This is a genomic window from Enterobacter sp. CPE_E890 (assembly GCF_046521475.1).
In the GTDB taxonomy this organism is placed as follows: Bacteria; Pseudomonadota; Gammaproteobacteria; order Enterobacterales; family Enterobacteriaceae; genus Enterobacter; species Enterobacter adelaidei.
The window spans coordinates 1,768,610-1,788,876 of sequence record NZ_JBKFZW010000001.1 but is presented as its reverse complement, the minus strand read 5'-3'; the positions used below and the strand labels follow the sequence as shown (position 1 = coordinate 1,788,876).

Genomic DNA, 20,267 nt, shown 5'->3' with positions numbered 1-20,267 from the left:
CCAGCCTGATGCCCCATTATCGTTGTTCGAGTTCGTCCAGTTGCTGGTAGAGGGAGGCAATCTCGTGAATGCGCGGACGGCCTTTATCGAGAATCTCATGCAGGAAGGCATTCGCCAGCAGGTTGATCAGGCTGTTGACCGAGGAATAGCTGTCATAGGCCGAAACGCTGTCCAGCGGGGCGCAAAGCTGCCAGCTCGCCAGCGGAAACAGGCTGTGCGCCTGCGGCTCGCACATCAGCAGCACCGGAATTCCGCTTTGCTGAAGCTGCTGCATCAGCGGGCGGATAATACGCGGGCGACGGCGAAAAGCCATCATGATAACCAGGTCGTCAGCGGTTAAATCTACCAGCTCCTCGCTCAGGCTCTGCCCGGGCTGCGGCAGCACCAGCACCTGTCCGCGCGCCTGCAGCAGCTGCTGGCGGAGATGCAAGGCTGCCGGATAGGCGTTACGCATACCAATAATGATAATGCGCCGCGCTTTCACCATGCAGGCCATCGCCTCGGCAAACTGCTGCGCGTCGAGGGCATTGACCCACTGGGTCAGGTTCGCCATCTCCTGTTTATAGTGACGTGCCAGCAGCGTATTACCCTGCACCGCGTCACGGTTATCGGTAAGCGGCATCCCGCTCTGGCGCAGCGTGCGCAGTTCGTCGCGCATGTCCTTATATTTCTCATAGCCCAGACGCTTAAACAGGCGGCTCACGGTGGCTTTCGACACCCCGCTGAGCTGCGCCAGCTCGGCGCTGTTGTAGCTAATCAGGTCGTCAAAGTGATCGAAAATAAAATCCGCCACCCGCTGCTCCTGCGGCGACAGTGACGGGTATTGTGCTTTCAGACGTTCATCCAGTTGTTCCATAGCGCCTCTGTAACTTTTGTTTCATCACATTTTGCCTTTGATTCTACCTTTCATTATACGTGCCAGTTTACTGAAACTTTTCTTTCAGAACTGGAACAGCTTTTGCAGCACCTTGTGACTTTCAGAGTTACGAGGACGCTTCATGCAAAGTAATGTCTCCACGCACGGCATGGCCGTTGCGCCCCACCATCTTGCCAGCCAGAGCGCGCTGGCAGTACTGCGCGAAGGCGGCAGCGCGATAGAAGCGATGGTCGCAGCGGCAGCCACCGTTGCCGTGGTTTACCCGCACATGAACGGGCTGGGTGGCGATGGCTTCTGGCTTATCGTGCCGCCGGAAGGCGATCCGATCGCCATTGACGCCAGCGGTGCGGCGGGTTCGCTGGCAACGCTCGCCGCCTACGACGGGCTGGCACATATTCCCCATCGCGGACCTCAGGCGGCGCTGACCGTCGCCGGAACGGTCAGCGGCTGGGACGAGGCGCTTAAGGTCTCGCGCGAGATGACCGGCAAGGCGCTACCGCTGTCCCGCCTGCTTGCCGACGCCATTGATTACGCGCAGAATGGCACGCCGGTCACTGCCTCTCAGGCCAGCGCCACGGCCAGCAAATTCGAGGAACTGAAAGAGATCCCAGGATTCGCGGAAACCTGGCTGGTGGACGGCAAACCGCCGCAGGTCGGGAGCCGTTTTTACCAGCCCGCCATGGCCACGACCCTGACGCGCCTGGTAGAGGACGGTCTGGACAGCTTTTACCGCGGCCCGCTGGCAGAGTGCCTGGCGCGGGGAATGGCGAAACTCGGCCTGCCCGTGACCCTTGCAGACCTGAACGCGCACGTCGCCCGGCGCACCACGCCGCTGCGCTTGCAGCATCAGCAGGGAGAAGTCTTTAACCTCGCCCCGCCGACGCAGGGGTTGGTTTCACTGGCGATACTCGGCATCACCGATCGCCTGAATATGGCGAAGGCCGACGACGCCGAAACCATTCACCGCATCGTTGAAGCCACCAAGCTGGCCTTTGGCCTGCGCGATGCCCACATCACCGACCCGCGTGAGCTGAAAACCGATATCCAGAGCCTGCTGGAACCCGCTGCCCTTCAGACGCTTGCCGGACACATTGACGACAGCCGCGCCGCACCGTGGGGCACCGGAAAAGGCCCCGGCGATACGGTGTGGATGGGGGTAATGGATAACAGCGGGCTTGCCGTGTCGTTTATCCAGAGTATTTATCACGAGTTCGGCAGCGGCGTGGTGCTACCCGATACCGGCATCGTCTGGCAGAACCGGGGCGCCTCTTTCAGCCTCGACCCCGAACATCTTCTGGCGCTTGCCCCTGGCAAACAGCCCTTCCATACCCTCAACCCGGCGGCGGCACGGCTGAACGACGGGCGCGTGATGGTCTACGGTTCGATGGGCGGAGACGGACAACCACAAACCCAGGCCACGCTCTTTACCCGCTACGTCGTTCAGGGCGTTCCGCTGCAGGAGAGCATCTCCCGCCCGCGCTGGCTGTTGGGACGCACCTGGGGACAAACCTCGGACACGTTAAAACTGGAAGGCCGCTTTACCGCTGAGACGGTTTCTCAGCTCCGGACGCTGGGTCATGAGGTGGAAATATTCCCTGACTTCAGTGAAGCCATGGGCCACGCGGGCGCGATTGTCCGCCACCCGAACGGCCTGTTCGAAGGGGCATTTGACCCGCGCAGCAACGGCGCGGCTGCCGGATTCTGAGGAGAAAACAATGACAACACAACAACCCGACTGGCACGCGTATCTGGCGCAAATGGAAACCGTGCTCGGCGTGACGCTGGACGCCCCCCGTCGCGCCGAACTGCAATTGCAGTTCAGCCGCATTGCCGCCATGGCCGCGCCGCTGATGGCGCTGCCGCTCGACGACCGTCTGGAGATTGCAGGAGTGTATAAAGCATGACGCTACACGAGATGAGTATCAGCGCGATCCAGCAGGCCCTGAGCGCGGGCGAGCTGAGCGCGAGAGAGATAGCCCGCCAGACGCTGGAGGCGATTACCCGCGTTAACCCGCAGATCAACGCCTGGACCGCCGTAACGGAAGAACGCATGCTGGCCGAGGCCGAAAATATTGACACCCTGCGCCGGGAAAAACGCCCGCTACCGCCGCTGGCAGGCGTGCCCTACGCGGTGAAAAACCTGTTTGACGTTGCCGGACACACCACGCTTGCAGGGGCGGAACTGTTCAGCCAGCGCCCTGCCGCTGCCGCAGACAGCTTTGCGGTGCGTCAGTTGCGCAGTGCCGGCGGGTTGCTGACCGGGATGGTTAATATGGATGCCTACGCCTACGGCTTTACCACTGAAAATAGCCACTACGGCGCGACGCATAACCCGCACGATCTGGCGCGCATTGCGGGGGGATCGTCAGGCGGATCTGCCGCCGCCGTTGCCGCCGGGCTGGTGCACTTTTCGCTCGGAACCGACACCAATGGCTCCATTCGCGTTCCGGCTTCCCTGTGCGGGATATATGGCCTGAAGCCCACTTTTGGCCGCTTATCGCGCTCCGGTAGCCATCCTTTTGTGGCAAGTCTGGACCATATCGGCCCGTTTGCCCGCCGCGTGAGCGATCTGGCGTCGGTATACGACGCGCTGCAAGGGCGGGATACCAGCGACGGTTTTCAGGCAGAAAGCTCGCGCGAACAGACGCGTCCCTTGCTCGATCGCGGGCTTGATGGTCTGCGCTGCGCCGTGCTTGGCGGCTATTTCACCACCTGGTGCGACGCGGACGCCCGCGACGCCGTAGCGCGGGTGGCAAAAGCGCTCGACGTGCAGGATGAACTGCATTTCCCGGATGCCGAACTGGCACGTTCCGCAGCGTTTATCATCAGCGCCTCCGAAGGAGGAAATCAGTACCTGCCCGCGCTTCGCGGCGAGCCTGAACGATTCGAACCACACTCGCGTGAGCGGCTGCTGGCCGGGGCGATGATCCCCTCCGCCTGGTACATCCAGGCCCAGCGTTTTCGCGCGCACGCCCGGCAGGCGTTCAAAACCTTATTCGCCCAGGCTGATATCCTTATCGCCCCGGCAACGCCACGCAGCGCCACGCTGATTGGCGAGCAATTCATGGAAATCAACGGTCAGCAGCTACCCGTTCGCGCCAGCATGGGGATGCTGACGCAGCCGATTTCGTTTCTGGGTTTGCCCGTCACCACCGTTCCGCTACGCACCGCCGTAGGTGCGCCGATTGGACTGCAGTTGATTGCCGCGCCGTTTAACGAGCAGGCCTGCCTGCGCGTGGCGCGGGTTCTGGAAGAGAGAGGAATAACCGATGCCCGTCCGGCGGAGAGTGCAGCATGATGAATCACGATGACATTAACCTCCCGTGGGTGGTTACAGAGGTGACAGCCGCGTTTTACCGCTATGAAGACGCGCTGGTGAGCAACAACATTGCGGTGCTGGACGAGCTGTTCTGGCACGATAAAAACACCGTGCGGCTGGGCGCCGGAGAAAACCTGTACGGCATTGAGGAAATCCGCGCCTTTCGCGCGGCACGTCCGTCCGCCGGGTTGCAGCGGACGTTGCGTCGCACCTTGATCACCACCTTCGGTGAAGATTACGCCGTGTGCAGCACCGAGTTTACCCGCGAAGGCACAGAACGCATTGGACGCCAGCAGCAGACGTGGGTGCGGTTTGCGTGTGGGTGGCGGATCGTGGCGGCACAGGTGAGTGTGATGTCGTAAGATAGCTGGCCGGGTAAGGCGTAACCGCCACCCGGCTAAACACGACACATTACTTCTGAAACGGATGCACTTCCCGCCAGTGGTCGGCAATCTGCTGACGGGTACAGACCCACACCCGCTCATGCTGCTGCACATAATCAAGAAAGCGCTGCAACGCGCGAAAACGCCCCGGACGCCCCAGCAGGCGGCAGTGCATGCCGATGGACATCATCTTCGGCGCGCTTTCCCCCTCTTCATACAGCACATCAAAGCTGTCCTTCAGATACGTATAAAACTGCTCGGCGGTGTTAAACCCCTGCGCGGTCGCAAAGCGCATGTCGTTCGCATCCAGCGTGTATGGCACAATCAGGTGTGGTTTACGGGTACCGTCGCCGCACGCCACTTCCGTCCAGAAAGGTAAATCATCGCCATAGTAGTCGCTGTCGTAGTCAAAACCACCGTGCTCCACCACCAGCTGACGCGTGTTAGGGCTGTCGCGTCCGGTGTACCAGCCGGTCGGCGGCTTGCCAAACAGATCGGTCAGCACATGCACCGCTTTCTGCAGATGTTCACGCTCCTGGCTGATGTCCATATTCTGATAATGGATCCAGCGCCAGCCGTGACTGACCACGTCGTAATCCGCCGCTTTGATCGCCTCAACGATCTCCGGGTGACGCGCCAGCGCCATCGCCACGCCAAAGACCGTCAGCGGCAGACCGCGCTTTTGAAATTCATTGTGGATCCGCCAGAACCCGGCGCGGCTGCCGTATTCGTAGAGGGAGTCCATGGACATATGTTTATCGGGGTAGCTGGCTGCACCGATGATATCCGACAGGAATTGCTCTGAACCGGCATCGCCGTGCAGAACGTGGTTTTCCGCCCCTTCTTCATAATTGAGCACAAACTGCACGGCGATGCGCGCCTGATTCGGCCACTGCGCGTGCGGCGGAGTACCTGCGTAGCCACGCAGATCCCGCGGGTAATCCTGTTCAAAAAGCCCCATTGCCACCCCCCAAAATTAAAATGGATTTAATGCCTGAAATTGTCCGCTTAACGTTTTGTTCTCGGGGAACGCCAGGTCCCCATACTTGCTGGTCGATAACCCCAGCGCTACCAGCGACTCCACCATTTTTACCGCCGCGCTGACGCCGTCGATGACCGGCACACGCAGCTCGCGCGTCAGCTCCTGCGCCAGCGTCGCCATACCTCCGCAGCCCAGCACAATGGCCCCGCAGCCATCTTCTTTCAGTGCCTGTATACAACGCGCGCGCACTTTTTCCTGCGCCAGACCGCTGCCGTCTTCCAGCGCCAGCACCGGGAGATCGATGGCGTGCAGCGCCGCGCAGTGATCCTGAAAGCCATACTGGTGCAGCAGGTGACGGGCGATGATCAGCGTGCGCGGCAGCGTGGTGACAATAGAAAAGCGTGTCGCCACCAGCGTGGCCATATGCATGGCGGCTTCAGCAATACCGACAACCGGCCCCTGCGCCAGCTCGCGCGCCGCCAGCAGGCCCGGATCGCCAAAGCAGGCAATCACGTGACCCGATACGCCCTGCTCTCTGCCTTTTTTGATCTGCTCAAGGACACCAACGGCGGCAATGGCCTCATCAAAATGGCCTTCTATCGACGGCACGCCTGCAGTCGGACAGACCGCGAGGATCTCCGTACCCGGCGACGCCACCGCCCGGGCCGCCGCGCCGATGGTTTCCGTCATCGCGAGGCTGGTGTTGGGGTTGATCACTTGTATACAGACAGACATTACGACTCCTTGTGGCCGGCAAACAGCCGGGCAAAATCAGGCAGGCACTCGCCCGCCCGCTCGAAGCAGAGGCTGGCGACGATATGTTCAAAATGGTGCATCAGGGCATCGCTTAGCGGCTGGAGCGCGTTCTGACGCAGCAGCTCCACAAGCTGTTCGTGATCGTTACAGCGGCAACCCTGACGCCACGGCGCGCCCCAGGTGGCAATCACCAGCGACGAGCGCTGGCTCAGGCTGGTCACCATCTCCGTCAGCACCTGGTTGCCGGAGATGGCCTGCAGCTGAATGTGAAAATTGGCGGAATGGCGGATTGCCGCCGGGCCGTCGTACGCCTCGTGCGCCTGCTGCTCCTGACGAATAATGGCTTCCAGTGCCGCCAGATGTGGCGGCTGGCAGTGGGCCAGCACGTCCGGCAGGTTGGCGACCTCCAGCAGAGCACGTGTGCGAAAGATATGTTGCGCCTCCTCCACCGTCGGGCTGGCGACATGTGCACCACGTTTGGGCGTTAACGTGACCATTTGCACAGCCGCGAGTCGTTGCAGCACCTTGCGGATACCCGTGCGGCTCACGCCGAAGACCTCGGCCAGCGCTTCTTCCGGCAACTTACTCCCCGGCAGCAGCTGATGTTCGACAATCGCAGTCATCAACGCCTGAAACATGGATTCGTCTTTGTCTTGCAGGTCTGGCGCGGCGTGCAGACTGTTTACGTTGTTCATTACCCACTCCACTTTTTACTTTCCGATATCGAATCGTATACATAAAAATAAAATATTGCATACAAGATTTATTATTTTGGCCTGGATCCTGCAATACCCGTTGCACTCCCACTTAACGGGTTTTCATTCACAGGAGCAGGTTTCATGCCAAACAGACAAAATACGCAGCAAGGTACGGCCGCTGATTCCGGTGCGGTTTACAGCCCACGGCTTTGCAATGAGGATCTGGCACCGACGCGTGACCAGAACTGGAGCTGGTACAACATCTTTTCTTTCTGGATGTCGGACGTTCACAGCATGGGGGGCTATGTAGTCGCCGCGAGCTTCTTTACGCTCGGCCTGGCAAGCTGGCAGGTGTTGCTCTGCCTGCTGGTGGGGATTTGCATTGTACAGCTGTGCGCCAACCTGGTGGCCAAACCGAGCCAGATGGCGGGCGTGCCCTATGCGGTGATCAGCCGTCAGGCATTTGGCGTCTTCGGGGCGAACATTCCGGCGGTGATCCGCGGGCTTATCGCCTTCGCGTGGTACGGCATTCAGACCTATCTGGCCGCCAACGCCCTGATGTTGGTGGCGCTGAAGTTCTGGCCATCGCTCTCTTCGCTCACCGCCGACGCGTTCCTCGGGTTGTCGCACCTGGGTTGGATCTGCTTTGCCATTATGTGGGTATTGCAGGCGATGGTCTTCTGGCACGGCATGAGCGCCATCAAGCGCTTTATTGATATCGCCGGTCCGGCGGTGTACGTGGTGATGCTGGCGTTGGCGGGCTGGATTGTATACAAGACCGGGTTCGACGGGATCTCCTTTACCCTTGCCAGCAAATCCCTGAGCGCGGGCGAGCAGACATGGCAGATGATCACGGCGACCGCGCTGGTGGTCTCTTACTTCTCCGGCCCGCTGCTCAACTTTGGTGATTTCTCGCGTTACGGCAAAAGCATGGGTGAAATTCGCCGTGGAAACCGCTGGGGACTGCCGTTTAACTTCCTGCTGTTCTCCATCGTTACCGTGGTGATTGTCTCCGGCACCCAGTCGCTGTTTGGCCGCATGATCACCGACCCAATTGAAACCGTCAGCCGCGTGGGCAACGATCTGGCCGTGGCAATTGGTCTGCTGACGATGATCACCGCCACCATCGGGATCAACATCGTGGCGAACTTTGTCTCCCCGGCGTTTGATTTCTCTAACTGCTCGCCGCAGAAAATCAGCTTCCGCACCGGAGGGATGATTGCCGCCGTTGGCTCGATCCTGCTCACCCCGTGGAACCTGTTCAACTCTCCGGAGCTTATCCACTACACCCTGGACGTACTCGGGGCGTTTATCGGCCCGCTGTTCGGTATTCTGATTGCAGACTTCTACCTGATTAAGCGCGGGAAAGTCTCTGTGGACGATCTGTTTGACGACACGCCAAAAGGCAAATACTGGTATCGCAACGGCTTTAACCCGAAAGCCATCGCTGCGCTGCTTCCATCCGTTGGCATAGGGCTGGTGATAAGCTTCATCCCGGCCCTGCACGAAGTGGCGAACTTTAGCTGGTTCATCGGCGTCTTCCTCGGCGGCGTGACCTACCGCTGGCTGGCGCGAGAAGAGCGCGAAGTGGCTGCTGCCCCGCAATTTAACTCCCGCGTGGCGACGCAAAAAGAGTAACCCTTCCTTCTGGCCGCAGGTTTCCTGCGGCCTTCCTCAAGCTGGCACCCTTTTTGCTCATTCTCATGACTCCGCTACGCAAACATAAAGGCAGGAACCATGATGGAATACCAGACAGCGATCCGCGGTGCATTTTTTGATATTGCCCAGGTCTGCGACAGTGCAGACGCTATCGCCCAACACGCACGCTATCTTGAGGACGGACTGCTGTTCATACAGAACGGTAAAATTCTGGCGCAAATGGCGTGGCAGGATGGCGAGCAGTATCTTGATCCTCACAAAGGCTACACCGACCTGCGCGGCAAACTGCTGATGCCCGGTTTTGTCGATACCCACGTCCATTATCCGCAAACGGAGATGATCGGCGCGTTTGGCGAGCAGCTACTGGAGTGGCTGACCACCTATACGTTCCCGGTGGAGAGCCAGTTTTCCGATGAGGTGTATGCGAAAGAGATTGCCGAATTTTTCATTAACCAGCTGATGAGCCATGGCACCACTACCGCGCTGGTGTTTTGTACGCTGCATCCCGAATCGGTCGAGGCGCTGTTTACCGAAGCCCTGCGCCTCAACATGCGCCTTATCGCCGGCAAGGTGATGATGGACAGGAACACCCCGGACTATCTCAGCGAAGACGCGAAACAGAGCTACCGGCAGACGCGGGAGCTGATCCAGCGCTGGCACCACCGGGGACGGTTGGGGTATGCCATTACCCCGCGTTTTGCACCAACGTCTTCACCCGAGCTGCTCGCGGCGGTGAGTTTACTCAGAGAAGAGTTTCCGGATACGTGGATGCAGACCCATCTGAGCGAAAACCCGAATGAAGTAGCCTGGGTGAGCGATCTCTGGCCAGAGCACGAACGTTATCTGGACGTGTATCACCACTACGGCCTGACCGGCGAGCGCAGCGTGTTTGCCCACGGGATCCATCTGCATGAGAGCGAATGGCGCTGCCTGCATGATACCGGCTCCGCTGTCGCATTTTGCCCCACCTCCAATCTGTTTCTCGGTAGCGGGCTGTTTCGCCTGCCCGCCTGCTGGCAGCACAAGGTGCGGATGGGCATCGGCACTGACGTTGGCGCAGGCACCACCTTCAGCATGCTGCGCACCCTGGGGGAAGCCTACAAAGTCGGTCAATTGCAGAGCTACCGCCTGCGCGCCAGCGAAGCGTTTTATCACGCCACGCTGGGTGGCGCACACGCGCTCAGGCTGGACGACAAGATTGGCAACTTCACACCGGGTAAAGAAGCCGATTTCATCGTGATTGACCCTGACGTGACGCCGTTACAACGCCTGCGCAATCGTCGCTGCAAAGATATCTACGAGCAGCTTTTCGTGCTGATGACTCTGGGCGACGAGCGCAATATCAGCGAGACCTGGGTCAACGGCGAGCGGGTCTGGTCAACTGCCCCGGTAGGTTGACCACCCACCAGGCGCAATCACAAACGGCAGATGGAAGTGCTCCTCTGCCGTTCCTCCCGTCACAAAATCAATTTGCGCACAGGGATAGAGGGTGTCGCGGCCAGTTTCGCGAAACCATTCACCGATCTCCGCCACCAGCCGATAGCGGCCTGCGGGCAGAAAGGGAACGAACGTGGTAATGCGCCCCTGCGCGTTGGTCACGTCCGTAGCCAGCGTTTTTCCTTCCTGTTGCAGATAAACCGTCACCCCCTGTGCCGGTTTTCCCGTCGAAATATCCAGAATATGCGTACTTAAGGTGCTCATTCGTTTATGACTCCTTCCAGCCGTAGTAGCGTGATTTCCCGCAGCTGTTCCAGCGCGACACGGACTTCCTGCGCATCGCTGTTCTCCAGCCGCGCGTGCAGCGCCTGTAAAATGTCCTCTCCGCTGCGGCCTTTGGCGCGGATCAGAAATACGCGTCCGAAACGGGCTTCATAACGGGCATTACCTTCGCGCAATGCCTGCGCCAGGGCTGCGTCGCGGTCATTCACCGCCCCCTGCTCCTGACGGGATAGCGCCGCTTCGGCCTGTGAACCGGTTAGTTTTTCCCCGATGCGCGGATGCGCGCTCAGGGCTTGCGCTAACGCCGCATCATCCCAGGTTTGCGCCTGTGCCGTGGCCGCGTTGAACAATGCCTCCCGGCTCGGGTAAGGCCGACCGCGAACCAGCGCCTCGGCCCAGGCAGGAATGGCTACGCAGGGGCGTAGCAGTGCAAGAGCATCTTTGTCAGGAAGATGATTGAAGTCGTGCAGTGCGATCATAGTGGCTCCTTTATCACAATCCTTCTGGCTGTTGCACAAATCGCGCCACTTTTACCGCGCCAGCGCACCTTAGCAGTGCAACGTCACCTCTCACAATGCCCTTTTCGCCGCTCTGCAGCCTGGTACGCAAATTGCTCACTCTCATTACACCCTGCAAAAGGAGAGAAGCATGAGAGCAATCGTCATTGGCGCGGGTATTGGCGGCCTGAGCGCCGCCGTCGCGCTGAAGAAAGCGGGCATCGACTGTACCGTGTTTGAAGCCGTAAAAGAGATCAGGCCCGTCGGGGCGGCCATCTCCATCTGGCCTAATGGGGTGAAATGTATGCAGCACCTCGGCATGGGCGACATCATCGAGACCTACGGCGGTCCGATGCGTTTTATGGCCTACAAGGATTACCGACGCGGCGAGACCCTGACCCGCTTTAGCCTTGCCCCGCTGGTTGAGCGTACCGGAGGGCGTCCCTGCCCCGTCTCGCGCGCTGAACTCCAGCGCGAAATGCTGGACTTCTGGGGGCGCGACAAGGTTCGGTTTGGCAAGCGCGTCGAACATGTCAGTGAAGATGACGCTGGCGTCACGGTGACCTTCACCGATGGCACTACCGCAACCGGGGATTTCCTGATTGCCGCCGACGGCAGCCACTCGGCGGTTCGTCCGTACGTGCTGGGATATACGCCCGAGCGCCGCTATGCGGGCTACGTTAACTGGAACGGGCTGGTGAAGATTGATGAAGAGATTGCTCCCGCTCACCAGTGGACAACCTTCGTGGGGGAAGGCAAACGCGTGTCGTTGATGCCCGTCTCCGGCGGTCGTTTCTACTTCTTTTTTGATGTTCCGCTTCCCCTCGGGCTGGCAGAAGATCGCACGACGGTGCGGGCCGATCTCACCGGCTACTTCCGCGGCTGGGCGCCGCCGGTGCAGAAGCTCATCGCGGCGCTGGAACCTGAAACGACCAACCGCATCGAAATTCACGATATCGAACCGTTCGACAGCCTGGTACGCGGCAAGGTGGCGCTGCTCGGCGATGCCGGGCACAGCACCACGCCGGATATCGGCCAGGGCGGTTGCGCCGCCATGGAGGATGCAGTGGTGCTCGGGGACTGTCTGCGTGAAAACCATAACATCATGCTGGCACTGAGACAGTACGAAGCGCTGCGCTGCGACCGGGTTCGCGACCTGGTGCTAAAAGCCCGCAAACGCTGCGACGTCACCCACGGGAAAGATATGGCGCTGACGCAGGCCTGGTATCAGGAGCTCAAAGAGGAGACCGGAGAGCGCATCATCAAGGGTCTGTGCGACACCATTCAGGGCGGACCATTAGGCTGAACACAAGAGGGATAACGATGAAAATAGAACCGACTCCACCCGCCCATTGTACCTTTGAGCCTGAGGACTGGCTGCGCCTGGCGAAATGCTGGCACCCCGTCGCCCGAGCCTGCGACGTCGGCCCGGCACCGGTCAAAGCGACCCTGCTCGATGAACAGCTGGTGATTTACCGGATCCACGATCGGGTCGTGGTCGCCCGTGACGTTTGTCCTCACCGTGGCGTACCGCTGACGCTCGGCTTTCACGACGAGCACGGGATCATCTGCCCTTATCACGGTTTACGCTTTGGGGAAGATGGGCGCTGTAACCGCATTCCGTCCAGCCCCGACCAACCCGTTCCGGCGAAGCTGAACCTGATTAACTACGCCGTGGAGGAGCGCTTTGGGTTGATCTGGACCTGCCTGGCGTTTGACCCGGACAATCCTGCGCCGCTGCCCACCATGCCGCACTGGGATGACGACGGATTTCAGCAGATCAACTGCCCGGCGTTTGAGGTAAACGGCTTCGCCGGACGACAGGTGGAGGGCTTTCTGGACGTGGCGCACTTTGCGTGGATCCACACCGATACCTTTGCCGATCCCAATAATCAGCTTGTACCCGCCTATCAGCCGCAGGAGACGCCGTTCGGCTTCATGGCGGATTACTGGAGTTCTGTGAGTAACTATCCCGCCAGCTCGGACGTGCAGGCGCCGGAAGGGTTTCAGTGGCTACGCCATTTTGAAATGCATCTGCCGTTTACCGCCACCCTGACGATTCATTTTCCGGGAGAATCGAGGCTGGTGATCATGAATGCCGCGTCGCCCGTGTCATCACGCGTCACCCGCATGTTCGCCCCTATCGCGCGTAATTTTGACCTGCATATTCCGGTGGAAGATGTGCATGCCTTCAATCTGCGCATTTTTGAAGAGGATCGTCTGATGGTCGAAACTCAGCGCCCGGAAAGCCTGCCGCTGGACCTGACGCTGGAAGCCCATATTCCCGCAGATAAAAGCTCAATTGCCTACCGCCGTGGACTGAAAAAAATGGGCTTTGGCGAATTTTTCCTGGTATGACGGAGGCCGATATGTTGAGCGTGATTGTTGACGGGATTTGGCGTGAGGGCGACAAAAGCCTCGCCGTCAGGCTGGTGGCTGAAAACGGCGAAGCGCTGCCGGCATGGCAGCCCGGGGCGCATATTGACGTGCACCTGCCCTGCGGGGTGGTGCGCCAGTATTCCCTGACCGGGTCATGTCAGGACGAGAGCTATCTTATCTGCGTGGGCCGGGAAACCGCCTCGCGCGGCGGGTCGCGCTATGTGCACGATACGCTGCGTCCCGGACAGAAATTATTGATCTCTGCCCCACGCAACCTGTTTCCGCTTCTTCCGGCAGAACGGGTTTTGCTGCTGGCGGCGGGCATTGGCATTACGCCGCTGTATGCGATGGCCCTGCAGCTGAAGGCGGCCGGAATGCCATTTACGCTGCACTATTACGTCAGAAACCGCGAAAGCGCGGCGTTTGCGCGCGAACTCTCGCCGTTTGCTGAGTGCATCATTCATACCGCCAGCCCGCGCACAGTGCTGGCAGAGCATCTCCCGGCGGCTGAGGCGGGACTTCACGCCTGGATCTGCGGTCCGGCAGGATTCATGGAAAAAGTGCGGGAGGTCGCGACGGCGAAGGGTTGGGAGGACGCCCAACTTCACAGCGAGGCGTTCCAGCCTGTTGCCCCTCTCTCCTGCGGTGAAACGGGTGAGATTTTTACGGTCAAACTGGCCTCCACCGGCGAGCGCTGGCCGGTGCCAGCGGATAAAACTATCGCCCAGGTGTTACAGGCAAACGGCGTGGACGTGCCGCTGTCCTGTGAAATGGGGATCTGTGGGGCCTGCCTGACGCCGGTGATCGACGGCGTGGTGGATCACCGGGATAGCGTGCAGTCGGAAGCGGAAAAAAGCGCGGTAAATCAGCATGTGGCGCTGTGCTGTTCGCGGAGTCATTCCGGGGAGCTGGTGATCGGGTTGTAAAACGAAATAAATAGCCTCCGGCATAGCCGGAGGGTTTTCAAACAAGTCGTCCGGATAAGGGGTAATTAATATGACTGGCCTGCTCGCGCGCCAATGTCTCATCGCCCTGTAATCGCGCCGCCAGGGTAAAGGCGAAATCAAATACGTTACCCAGCCCGCGGCCGCACAGCAGATTGCCGTCTTCCACAACGTCGGCATCAACGTACATGCCATCGCTGACGGTTTTCCACAAATCGCCGGAACAGACATAGCGACGCCCCTTGAGCAGTCCGTTGCCGCTCAGCACGCGGGCGGCGGCGGAGCAAATCGGGCAGATATATTTGCCCGCTTCATCATGCCGCCGAATGAAGGCGATCGCCTCCGCACTTTTCCTCATGTTAACGCCGCCTTCCGGGCCGCCCGGTAACACCACGGCGTCAAAGGTCTGATCAACGCTGGCCTTCAGGGTGCTATCCGCCACCATCGAGATGGCGTGATAACTCACCACTTCGCAACTCTCGCCGCAGGCAATCGTCTGAACCGTAATATTCAGGCGGCGCAGGATATCGATAGTGACAATCGCTTCCCCCTCTTCAAAACCGGGGGCTAATAGCACGGCTACGCTTTTCATCTTGCTCTCCATGGCTTAAGGGTTACCAGTACGGATGCCAAATCTGTCGCAGCCGCGCCAGCAGCTCAAGATAGAAATAGTCCCCCCAGCTACAGCACTGATCGACGCCCTTACCGCTGCCCATATGATAAACCGAGTGCTGCAGCAGCCCTTCGGTCGGATCATCGTCACGAGCAAGGTAGTTATCGGTCAGCGACTGCGCAATGCGCAGCGCCATCTCTTCATAATACGCACGGTTTGCGTCGAGCGTCGGCAGCGCCTTGACCAGCTCCAGCAGGCCGCAGGCGGCAATCGCCGCCGCTGAACTGTCGCGCACGGCGTCGGTACCGAGCAGGGCCAGATCCCAGTGGCAAACATCATCTTCCGGCAGACGGTTGAGGAAGTAATGCGCCAGGCTGCGTGACAGCTCAACCATCTGCTTATCGCCGGTATGCTGATAGCTGAGCAGGAAGCCGTAAATGCCCCACGCCTGGCCGCGCGACCAGCACGAGGTATCGCTGTAGCCCTGATGGGTGTTGCCAAAGCGCGGCTCGCCCGTCTGCACATCCATATACCAGGTGTGATATGTCGAGGCATCTTCACGCACGATATAGTTCGCGGCCTGTCCGGCGTGAGCCGTCGCCGCTTGCGCGTAACGTGGGTCGCCGGTCTGTTCGCTGGCCCAGTACAGCAGCGGCAGGTTCATATTACAGTCGATGATCATTCGCCCCTGCTGCTCCGGATCGTTTAAATCGCCCCATGCCTGAATAATGTTGGCCGTCGGGTTAAAACGCTCCATCAGACGCTCGGCAGCCAGCAGCGCCGACTGGCGAGCGGCTTCGTTGCCGGTGAGCCGCCAGGCGCTGATGCAGGAGAGCGAATAGAGGAACCCGAGATCGTGCGTTGCGGTGTCGATACGCTGCTCAATGCGCCTGGCGAACGACGGTAAATAGCGCTCGGCAGCTTCGCGATAATGCGCTTTGCCGGTCATCTCCCAGGCCAGCCACAGCTGGCCAGGCCAAAAGCTGGTGGTCCACTCCACGTTATCGGTACGCGGCCAGACCCCATTCTCACAGGCTTCGCCGGGGAACTTATCGCCGAAGGCGACAATATTGTTGTCGATCTTGCGCGTTACGCGGGTTAAGGCCGCTTCCAGCTTCTGGCTCAGCGCCAGGCGATCGACCTGATGCAGTTCGATCGGCCGCAGCGCTTCGGTGATAACAGATTTGGTCATAACAACTCCTGAATTAATGTTTGGCCGGTTCAACCGTGGCGGTCTCTAAAGCCGGAGCAAAGGGGCGTGAGGAATCGCGCGTCGACTGGCAGCGCGACAGCGTAAAGGCGGAAATCAGCGTAAATATCAGGGCGCAGCAGCCCATCAGCAGATAGGTATGCTCAAAGCCTATCCTGTCGTACAGGTAGCCGGCAGGCGGAGCGACCACAATCGAGCCAACGTAAATCATCGCCTGGTAGCCCAGCAGGTACATCGTGGCGTTAACCCGACGATGGAAATGTTCGGCGATGTATTTGAAGACCGATATCAGCAGCAGCGCGATCTCGACGCCATAAAACGGTTTGATGATGGAGATAACAATCGGGTCGCTGGTCAATCCGGAGGCGATCAGCCGTGCTCCTACCACGCAGCCGCAGAACAGCAGGCCGCGCTTAGCGCCGTAGTGGTTCACCAGCCACGGGATAAACATCATCATTACGAACTCCATCCCCGACTGGACGGTGCTCAGGTAGCCGTACCAGGCATTTCCCTGCTCTTTGGTGGCGAAGAACGATACGAAGTAGCGCGGGAACTGCTGTTCGGCGATAAACATCATCCACGCCACCCCGGCGACGTAGAGGCTGAACATCCAGAATTTGCGGTTTTTCAGCAGCATCAACACATCGGCAAAAACGATCTTATTGGCGGAGATGACGCTGTTATTGCGCAGCTGCTCATCACCGATTTTGAGGCTAATCAGCACCAGCAGCATCAGTACCGAGGTACCGCTGCTGAGCAGAAAGTTGGCCAGCGGCGTGAAGTTAAACAACAGCCCGGAGACCGAAGCCGCCATCGCCCAGCCCAGCGAACCCCACATTCTGATGCGGCCAAACTCCAGCCCGTACAGGCGGCTAAAGCGGTCGGCGTAAGATTCAGACGCCGCCACGCCGGCGTACCAGCCCAGGCTCAGATACAGCGCGCCGATGATAATCCCCGCCATCGCATGGCTTTGCAGCAGCGGCTGATACACCAGCGCAAAGAACGGCGCCATCAGCGCAGAAATGGTGCAGACAAAATAGAGCAGCCACTTGCTCATGCCGATTTTGTCCATGATGTAGCCGTACACCGGCTTCAGGACCACCGCGAAGACGCCATTGATGGCGAACACGCTGCCGATGGTGATGCTATCCAGGCCCACTTTCTGGCTCAGCCACAGGGCGTACAGGCCAAAGCTGGATGACCACGTGAAAAAGTAAAGGAAAATAAAGGTACTCATTTTGCACTGTGCGGCGCGTACGGACGATGATGTGCTCATAGCGATGCCTCCTGGGCCAGAACGAGCGTCATTTCTTGTCGTGCCGTCACGAAGCGTACCGCATCATCGCTAATGATGGCCTGTGGACAGCGTTGCGGATCGAAGTCGGCGGCATTTCCCGCCCACACCGCGCTTATCAACACATGCTTACCGGGGTCGAGTTCGCCGCGCAGCAGCGGCACCGCCGCGCGCTCGGCGAACAACAGATTACTGTTTGGCGGCGTCAACACCGTCTCGCCGCGGCGGGCGTGCGGATGCAGACAGAAAATGGCTGATACATCCTGGGGATTGCGTAACCAGCAGGCGTTGTCGCTCTCGTGTACCTGCGGCTGCGGGCGGTTCGCCAGGCTAAAGCCACCCTCCGCGCAATCCAGCGCGCGCCGGGTATTGATACGATGGACGCGCAGTTGCCAGTCGCCCAGCGCCAGCAGCCAGCTCTCAATCACCACATCGCGCCACGGCAGCCAGATGCTGTAAATGGTGCCGTCTGCGGTGACCACGTGCTGGCATTCGCGGCGGCCACGCCAGTAGTTATCTTTTTCGGCCAGCAGCAGCATCGAATCGGGCGCGGCGTGGTTCAGGCCGTAGCGCCCGCGTTCGATGGTGAAGCCAAAGCGGGTGGAATAGGCAAATTTGCAGTATTTCGCTTCGGTATTGACGAAGTTGTTTAGCTCCAGCTGGCCGGAAGTCAGCATCCACAGGTGATCGGCCTGACGCACCACCACCTGATCCGCGTGGGCTATCGTGTGCTGGACGGGCAACGGCGGCAGCGGCAGCTCAGCCGCCTGCCAGAAGGCATCGCCCTCTTCTAATGCCAGCACCAGCAGGGTCTTCAGGCCCCAGTACGGCGAACCCGGCGCGTTGTAGTCTTCCGCCATCGCCAGGTTCGGGTAGCTGTAACCGACGCTGAGTACGCCGTCGCGGTCGAACATCGGCTGCTTCAGCCACCAGCGCAGATGACGCAGAACGATGCCCTTTATGACGCCGGGCGAAAAGACCTCCAGCCCGGCGAAGGCCGCCGCACTCCAGAACGCCGCCTCGGCAAAGCGGTAGGTCAGGCTCCGGCCAAACGGGATCGCCGCGCCGTCTTCGGCGAAGAAATGGATGAAGTCAGAGGAGAAACGCGCGGCCCGGTGACGCAGCGTTGCACAACGCTTTGGATCGACATCGACCATGAGCTTCGCGTAAATCAGGCCATAGAAATGAAAGCCCATTGAGATGTAATAGTCGCGCGGCCGCCCCGGACCATCGGCGTACCAGCCATCGCCCAGATAGTAGTGCTCCATGGCAGCAAAATGATTTTCCAGCACCTGCGAGTTGGCCGGCATGCCGCAATAATGGAAGCCGACCTGCACCAGAATCGGAAAGAAGTGCCAGTTGTTATCGGGGATCTCCTGGGTCTCGCACTGCTTTAGCCAGCGCCATAAATTCTCTTTCTCGGTCTCAGAGAAGTGTGCCAGTACGGTATCGCCCGCCAGCGCCAGCAGCAGCCCGTAGGCCGCCATCTCGACGATTCGCTGATCGTAAGGCGCGACGTCGCCCCAGTAATCGGCATGTTGCGGATTGGTACCGTTTTTGATCGCCTGTAAATAAAAGGAGAAATGTTGCGGCTCACTGCCGCCAGCCAACAACGGCGTCACGCCCCACAGGAGACGGGAAAACGTTTCCATGCTCGCGACCTGCTGGCCGTAGTGAGCGGTAAAGTTCGCTAAATCAATGCGGCTGGCGTCGTTTTTAAAGTAAGGCGCCACTGCGTTTAGCATATCGTTAACCAGCCGTAGCACCTCTTCACGACTTGTCAGTGGATTATCCAGATTAATATTTTCAGGTTGCACAGGGTCCTCCCGCATTACACGAGGGTAGAGATAACTTATTGTTATTAGGCTTTTTAAAGCCACGAGTGCGACGTCTGGATGAAGAGTAACTGCTTTTATTCCCGGCACTGAGTGAGCAGACTCACAAAATTGAACCACCATTTCATTTTTGCTGGATTTTATCGATCGTGAGGAGGATAAATTACAAAAGATGGCCTAAAAATTTAAATCTGTTGTCCTGGAGGTAAAATGGGTGAAACGCAGCTGCTGGAACGCATTACGCTCGATCGGCAGGCCATTTCTTTTAACCGCCTGTACGCCAGCAGCGCGATTTACTACCACTGGCATCAATGCGTTGAATTGCTCTACATTTCCAGCGGCTACGGCATCGTGGTGGTGGATAATCAGCACTACACCGCCCGTCCGGGGCGATTATTTATCTTCCCGCCCTTCCGTTTGCACAAAGTGCAAGTCGATCATAGCGATAAAAACCCCTATCACCGCACCACTATGCACATTGAGCAAGCGGTCGTCGAAAGTGCGCTTAGCGCCTTCCCGCGCCATCAGGCCAGGTTCGCCGCGCTGGCCGCCAGCAATCTGCCCGCGCAAATCTACGATCTCAGCGAGCACGCGGCGTTTATCGAGAGGATCCTTGAGCAGTTCCAGCGCCTGGAGGGCAACGAGCAGACCGAGGCCTGCGAGGTGGCATTTCTGGTGATGCAGCTCATGACATTTCTTCCCGAGCAACCTCAGCCCTACCCGCCGCGCCAGCAGACCGTCGCCTCGCGGATTATGAGCTGGATAGAAGCCCACTATGCCAACAAGTTTTCGCTCGACCAGCTAGCGCACGACCTGGGGCTTTCGCGCAGCTATACCTCACGCATTTTCCGCCAGCAGACCGGGGGCAGCATCCACGAATATTTGCTGACCCGGCGGATAAAAAGCAGCTGCGATCTGTTACGGTACAGCGATGAGAGTATTGACACTATTGCCCTGGCCGTCGGGTTTAGCGAGGTGACCTATTTCATCACCTGCTTTAAAAAGATGATGCGTCAGACGCCGCTGCAGTATCGACGTCGTATCCTCAGCACCAGAATGCCCTGTTAACGGGGTTTTGATGACTGGCCCAAAGCTGAACGCT

General features: G+C 59.2%; 20 protein-coding genes. 10 read left to right on the top strand and 10 right to left on the bottom strand.

Going from position 1 to position 20,267, the window contains the following annotated elements; all coding sequences use genetic code 11:
• Positions 1-16: 16 nt before the first annotated feature.
• Positions 17-856 (bottom strand): MurR/RpiR family transcriptional regulator HpxU, encoded by an 840-nt coding sequence (hpxU, locus tag ACLHV9_RS08785; RefSeq protein WP_407220378.1) that lies wholly within the window; start codon positions 854-856, stop codon positions 17-19.
• 142 nt (positions 857-998) lie between these two features.
• On the opposite strand from hpxU, the gene hpxW reads away from it, so the two are divergent.
• The 4 genes from hpxW to hpxZ are packed head-to-tail and all read left to right on the top strand — an operon-like array spanning position 999 to position 4,558.
• A complete protein-coding gene (hpxW, locus tag ACLHV9_RS08780) occupies positions 999-2,582 on the top strand; it encodes an oxamate amidohydrolase (protein WP_108090270.1) in 1,584 nt (527 codons plus the stop codon).
• 10 nt (positions 2,583-2,592) lie between these two features.
• Positions 2,593-2,781 carry an oxalurate catabolism protein HpxX gene (gene hpxX, locus ACLHV9_RS08775; protein WP_028019140.1) on the top strand — a complete coding sequence of 63 codons (189 nt, stop codon included), beginning with the start codon at positions 2,593-2,595 and terminating at the stop codon, positions 2,779-2,781.
• Positions 2,778-4,175: an AtzE family amidohydrolase gene (locus ACLHV9_RS08770; RefSeq protein WP_108090271.1), complete on the top strand. Its 1,398-nt coding sequence runs from the start codon at positions 2,778-2,780 to the stop codon at positions 4,173-4,175. Before hpxX ends, ACLHV9_RS08770 begins: the two co-directional genes overlap by 4 nt.
• Positions 4,172-4,558 carry an oxalurate catabolism protein HpxZ gene (gene hpxZ, locus ACLHV9_RS08765; protein WP_108090272.1) on the top strand — a complete coding sequence of 129 codons (387 nt, stop codon included), beginning with the start codon at positions 4,172-4,174 and terminating at the stop codon, positions 4,556-4,558. The genes ACLHV9_RS08770 and hpxZ overlap by 4 nt, the downstream gene beginning before the upstream one ends.
• Positions 4,559-4,607: 49 nt before the next feature.
• Here the strand turns inward: hpxZ and puuE are convergent, their stop codons facing one another.
• From puuE to ACLHV9_RS08750, 3 genes are read right to left on the bottom strand one after another with little or no spacing between them, the layout of a single operon-like run.
• Positions 4,608-5,540: an allantoinase PuuE gene (gene puuE / locus ACLHV9_RS08760; RefSeq protein WP_028019146.1), complete on the bottom strand. Its 933-nt coding sequence runs from the start codon at positions 5,538-5,540 to the stop codon at positions 4,608-4,610.
• 15 nt (positions 5,541-5,555) lie between these two features.
• On the bottom strand, positions 5,556-6,296 hold the full coding sequence (gene hpxA / locus ACLHV9_RS08755; protein WP_108090273.1) for an allantoin racemase: 741 nt from the start codon (positions 6,294-6,296) through the stop codon (positions 5,556-5,558).
• A complete protein-coding gene (locus tag ACLHV9_RS08750; protein WP_108090274.1) occupies positions 6,296-7,012 on the bottom strand; it encodes a GntR family transcriptional regulator in 717 nt (238 codons plus the stop codon). The genes hpxA and ACLHV9_RS08750 overlap by 1 nt, the downstream gene beginning before the upstream one ends.
• Positions 7,013-7,156: 144 nt before the next feature.
• On the opposite strand from ACLHV9_RS08750, the gene ACLHV9_RS08745 reads away from it, so the two are divergent.
• Together ACLHV9_RS08745 and guaD are read left to right on the top strand one after the other, a co-directional pair.
• Positions 7,157-8,653 carry an NCS1 family nucleobase:cation symporter-1 gene (locus tag ACLHV9_RS08745; protein WP_108090275.1) on the top strand — a complete coding sequence of 499 codons (1,497 nt, stop codon included), beginning with the start codon at positions 7,157-7,159 and terminating at the stop codon, positions 8,651-8,653.
• 102 nt (positions 8,654-8,755) lie between these two features.
• Entirely contained in the window at positions 8,756-10,072 is a 1,317-nt protein-coding gene (guaD, locus tag ACLHV9_RS08740; protein WP_108090276.1) for a guanine deaminase, read from the top strand.
• Here the strand turns inward: guaD and uraH are convergent.
• Both uraH and uraD read right to left on the bottom strand, forming a co-directional pair.
• Positions 10,052-10,375 (bottom strand): hydroxyisourate hydrolase, encoded by a 324-nt coding sequence (uraH, locus tag ACLHV9_RS08735; RefSeq protein WP_028019151.1) that lies wholly within the window; start codon positions 10,373-10,375, stop codon positions 10,052-10,054. The genes guaD and uraH overlap by 21 nt on opposite strands.
• A complete protein-coding gene (gene uraD / locus ACLHV9_RS08730; protein ID WP_028019152.1) occupies positions 10,372-10,872 on the bottom strand; it encodes a 2-oxo-4-hydroxy-4-carboxy-5-ureidoimidazoline decarboxylase in 501 nt (166 codons plus the stop codon). Before uraD ends, uraH begins: the two co-directional genes overlap by 4 nt.
• 169 nt (positions 10,873-11,041) lie before the next feature.
• Between uraD and hpxO the strand changes: the two genes are divergently transcribed.
• Genes hpxO through ACLHV9_RS08715 form a run of 3 tightly spaced genes read left to right on the top strand, consistent with a single transcriptional unit; the run spans position 11,042 to position 14,195 of the window.
• Positions 11,042-12,196: an FAD-dependent urate hydroxylase HpxO gene (gene hpxO / locus ACLHV9_RS08725; RefSeq protein ID WP_108090277.1), complete on the top strand. Its 1,155-nt coding sequence runs from the start codon at positions 11,042-11,044 to the stop codon at positions 12,194-12,196.
• Positions 12,197-12,213: 17 nt separating this feature from the next.
• Entirely contained in the window at positions 12,214-13,248 is a 1,035-nt protein-coding gene (gene hpxD / locus ACLHV9_RS08720) for a molybdenum cofactor-independent xanthine hydroxylase subunit HpxD (RefSeq protein ID WP_108090278.1), read from the top strand.
• 11 nt (positions 13,249-13,259) lie between these two features.
• Positions 13,260-14,195, top strand: coding sequence for a PDR/VanB family oxidoreductase (locus ACLHV9_RS08715; protein ID WP_134707505.1), 936 nt, complete (start codon positions 13,260-13,262; stop codon positions 14,193-14,195).
• Positions 14,196-14,232: 37 nt separating this feature from the next.
• Here the strand turns inward: ACLHV9_RS08715 and ACLHV9_RS08710 are convergent, their stop codons facing one another.
• The 4 genes from ACLHV9_RS08710 to ACLHV9_RS08695 are packed head-to-tail and all read right to left on the bottom strand — an operon-like array spanning position 14,233 to position 19,147.
• Entirely contained in the window at positions 14,233-14,805 is a 573-nt protein-coding gene (locus tag ACLHV9_RS08710) for a DJ-1/PfpI family protein (RefSeq protein ID WP_108090280.1), read from the bottom strand.
• 22 nt (positions 14,806-14,827) lie between these two features.
• The gene (locus ACLHV9_RS08705; protein WP_108090281.1) at positions 14,828-16,018 is read right to left on the bottom strand and encodes a glycoside hydrolase family 88 protein; all 1,191 of its coding nucleotides are present in this window, start codon (positions 16,016-16,018) and stop codon (positions 14,828-14,830) included.
• A 13-nt stretch (positions 16,019-16,031) separates the two neighbouring features.
• The gene (locus ACLHV9_RS08700; RefSeq protein WP_108090282.1) at positions 16,032-17,312 is read right to left on the bottom strand and encodes an oligosaccharide MFS transporter; all 1,281 of its coding nucleotides are present in this window, start codon (positions 17,310-17,312) and stop codon (positions 16,032-16,034) included.
• Positions 17,309-19,147 carry a DUF2264 domain-containing protein gene (locus ACLHV9_RS08695; RefSeq protein WP_108090283.1) on the bottom strand — a complete coding sequence of 613 codons (1,839 nt, stop codon included), beginning with the start codon at positions 19,145-19,147 and terminating at the stop codon, positions 17,309-17,311. Before ACLHV9_RS08695 ends, ACLHV9_RS08700 begins: the two co-directional genes overlap by 4 nt.
• Positions 19,148-19,375: 228 nt before the next feature.
• Between ACLHV9_RS08695 and ACLHV9_RS08690 the strand changes: the two genes are divergently transcribed.
• Positions 19,376-20,233 (top strand): AraC family transcriptional regulator, encoded by an 858-nt coding sequence (locus ACLHV9_RS08690; RefSeq protein WP_108090284.1) that lies wholly within the window; start codon positions 19,376-19,378, stop codon positions 20,231-20,233.
• Positions 20,234-20,267 lie beyond the last annotated feature (34 nt).

What these genes read in the sequence shown, in the direction of transcription:
- ACLHV9_RS08705 (WP_108090281.1), bottom strand. Translation starts at nt 16,018, where the DNA reads ATGACCAAATCTGTTATCACCGAAGCGCTGCGGCCGATCGAACTGCAT.
- uraD (WP_028019152.1), bottom strand. Translation starts at nt 10,872, where the DNA reads ATGATCGCACTGCACGACTTCAATCATCTTCCTGACAAAGATGCTCTT.
- hpxZ (WP_108090272.1), top strand. Translation starts at nt 4,172, where the DNA reads ATGATGAATCACGATGACATTAACCTCCCGTGGGTGGTTACAGAGGTG.
- ACLHV9_RS08745 (WP_108090275.1), top strand. Translation starts at nt 7,157, where the DNA reads ATGCCAAACAGACAAAATACGCAGCAAGGTACGGCCGCTGATTCCGGT.
- hpxX (WP_028019140.1), top strand. Translation starts at nt 2,593, where the DNA reads ATGACAACACAACAACCCGACTGGCACGCGTATCTGGCGCAAATGGAA.
- puuE (WP_028019146.1), bottom strand. Translation starts at nt 5,540, where the DNA reads ATGGGGCTTTTTGAACAGGATTACCCGCGGGATCTGCGTGGCTACGCA.
- hpxD (WP_108090278.1), top strand. Translation starts at nt 12,214, where the DNA reads ATGAAAATAGAACCGACTCCACCCGCCCATTGTACCTTTGAGCCTGAG.
- hpxU (WP_407220378.1), bottom strand. Translation starts at nt 856, where the DNA reads ATGGAACAACTGGATGAACGTCTGAAAGCACAATACCCGTCACTGTCG.
- hpxW (WP_108090270.1), top strand. Translation starts at nt 999, where the DNA reads ATGCAAAGTAATGTCTCCACGCACGGCATGGCCGTTGCGCCCCACCAT.
- hpxO (WP_108090277.1), top strand. Translation starts at nt 11,042, where the DNA reads ATGAGAGCAATCGTCATTGGCGCGGGTATTGGCGGCCTGAGCGCCGCC.
- guaD (WP_108090276.1), top strand. Translation starts at nt 8,756, where the DNA reads ATGGAATACCAGACAGCGATCCGCGGTGCATTTTTTGATATTGCCCAG.
- hpxA (WP_108090273.1), bottom strand. Translation starts at nt 6,296, where the DNA reads ATGTCTGTCTGTATACAAGTGATCAACCCCAACACCAGCCTCGCGATG.
- ACLHV9_RS08770 (WP_108090271.1), top strand. Translation starts at nt 2,778, where the DNA reads ATGACGCTACACGAGATGAGTATCAGCGCGATCCAGCAGGCCCTGAGC.
- ACLHV9_RS08710 (WP_108090280.1), bottom strand. Translation starts at nt 14,805, where the DNA reads ATGAAAAGCGTAGCCGTGCTATTAGCCCCCGGTTTTGAAGAGGGGGAA.
- ACLHV9_RS08690 (WP_108090284.1), top strand. Translation starts at nt 19,376, where the DNA reads ATGGGTGAAACGCAGCTGCTGGAACGCATTACGCTCGATCGGCAGGCC.
- uraH (WP_028019151.1), bottom strand. Translation starts at nt 10,375, where the DNA reads ATGAGCACCTTAAGTACGCATATTCTGGATATTTCGACGGGAAAACCG.
- ACLHV9_RS08750 (WP_108090274.1), bottom strand. Translation starts at nt 7,012, where the DNA reads ATGAACAACGTAAACAGTCTGCACGCCGCGCCAGACCTGCAAGACAAA.
- ACLHV9_RS08715 (WP_134707505.1), top strand. Translation starts at nt 13,260, where the DNA reads ATGTTGAGCGTGATTGTTGACGGGATTTGGCGTGAGGGCGACAAAAGC.
- ACLHV9_RS08700 (WP_108090282.1), bottom strand. Translation starts at nt 17,312, where the DNA reads ATGAGCACATCATCGTCCGTACGCGCCGCACAGTGCAAAATGAGTACC.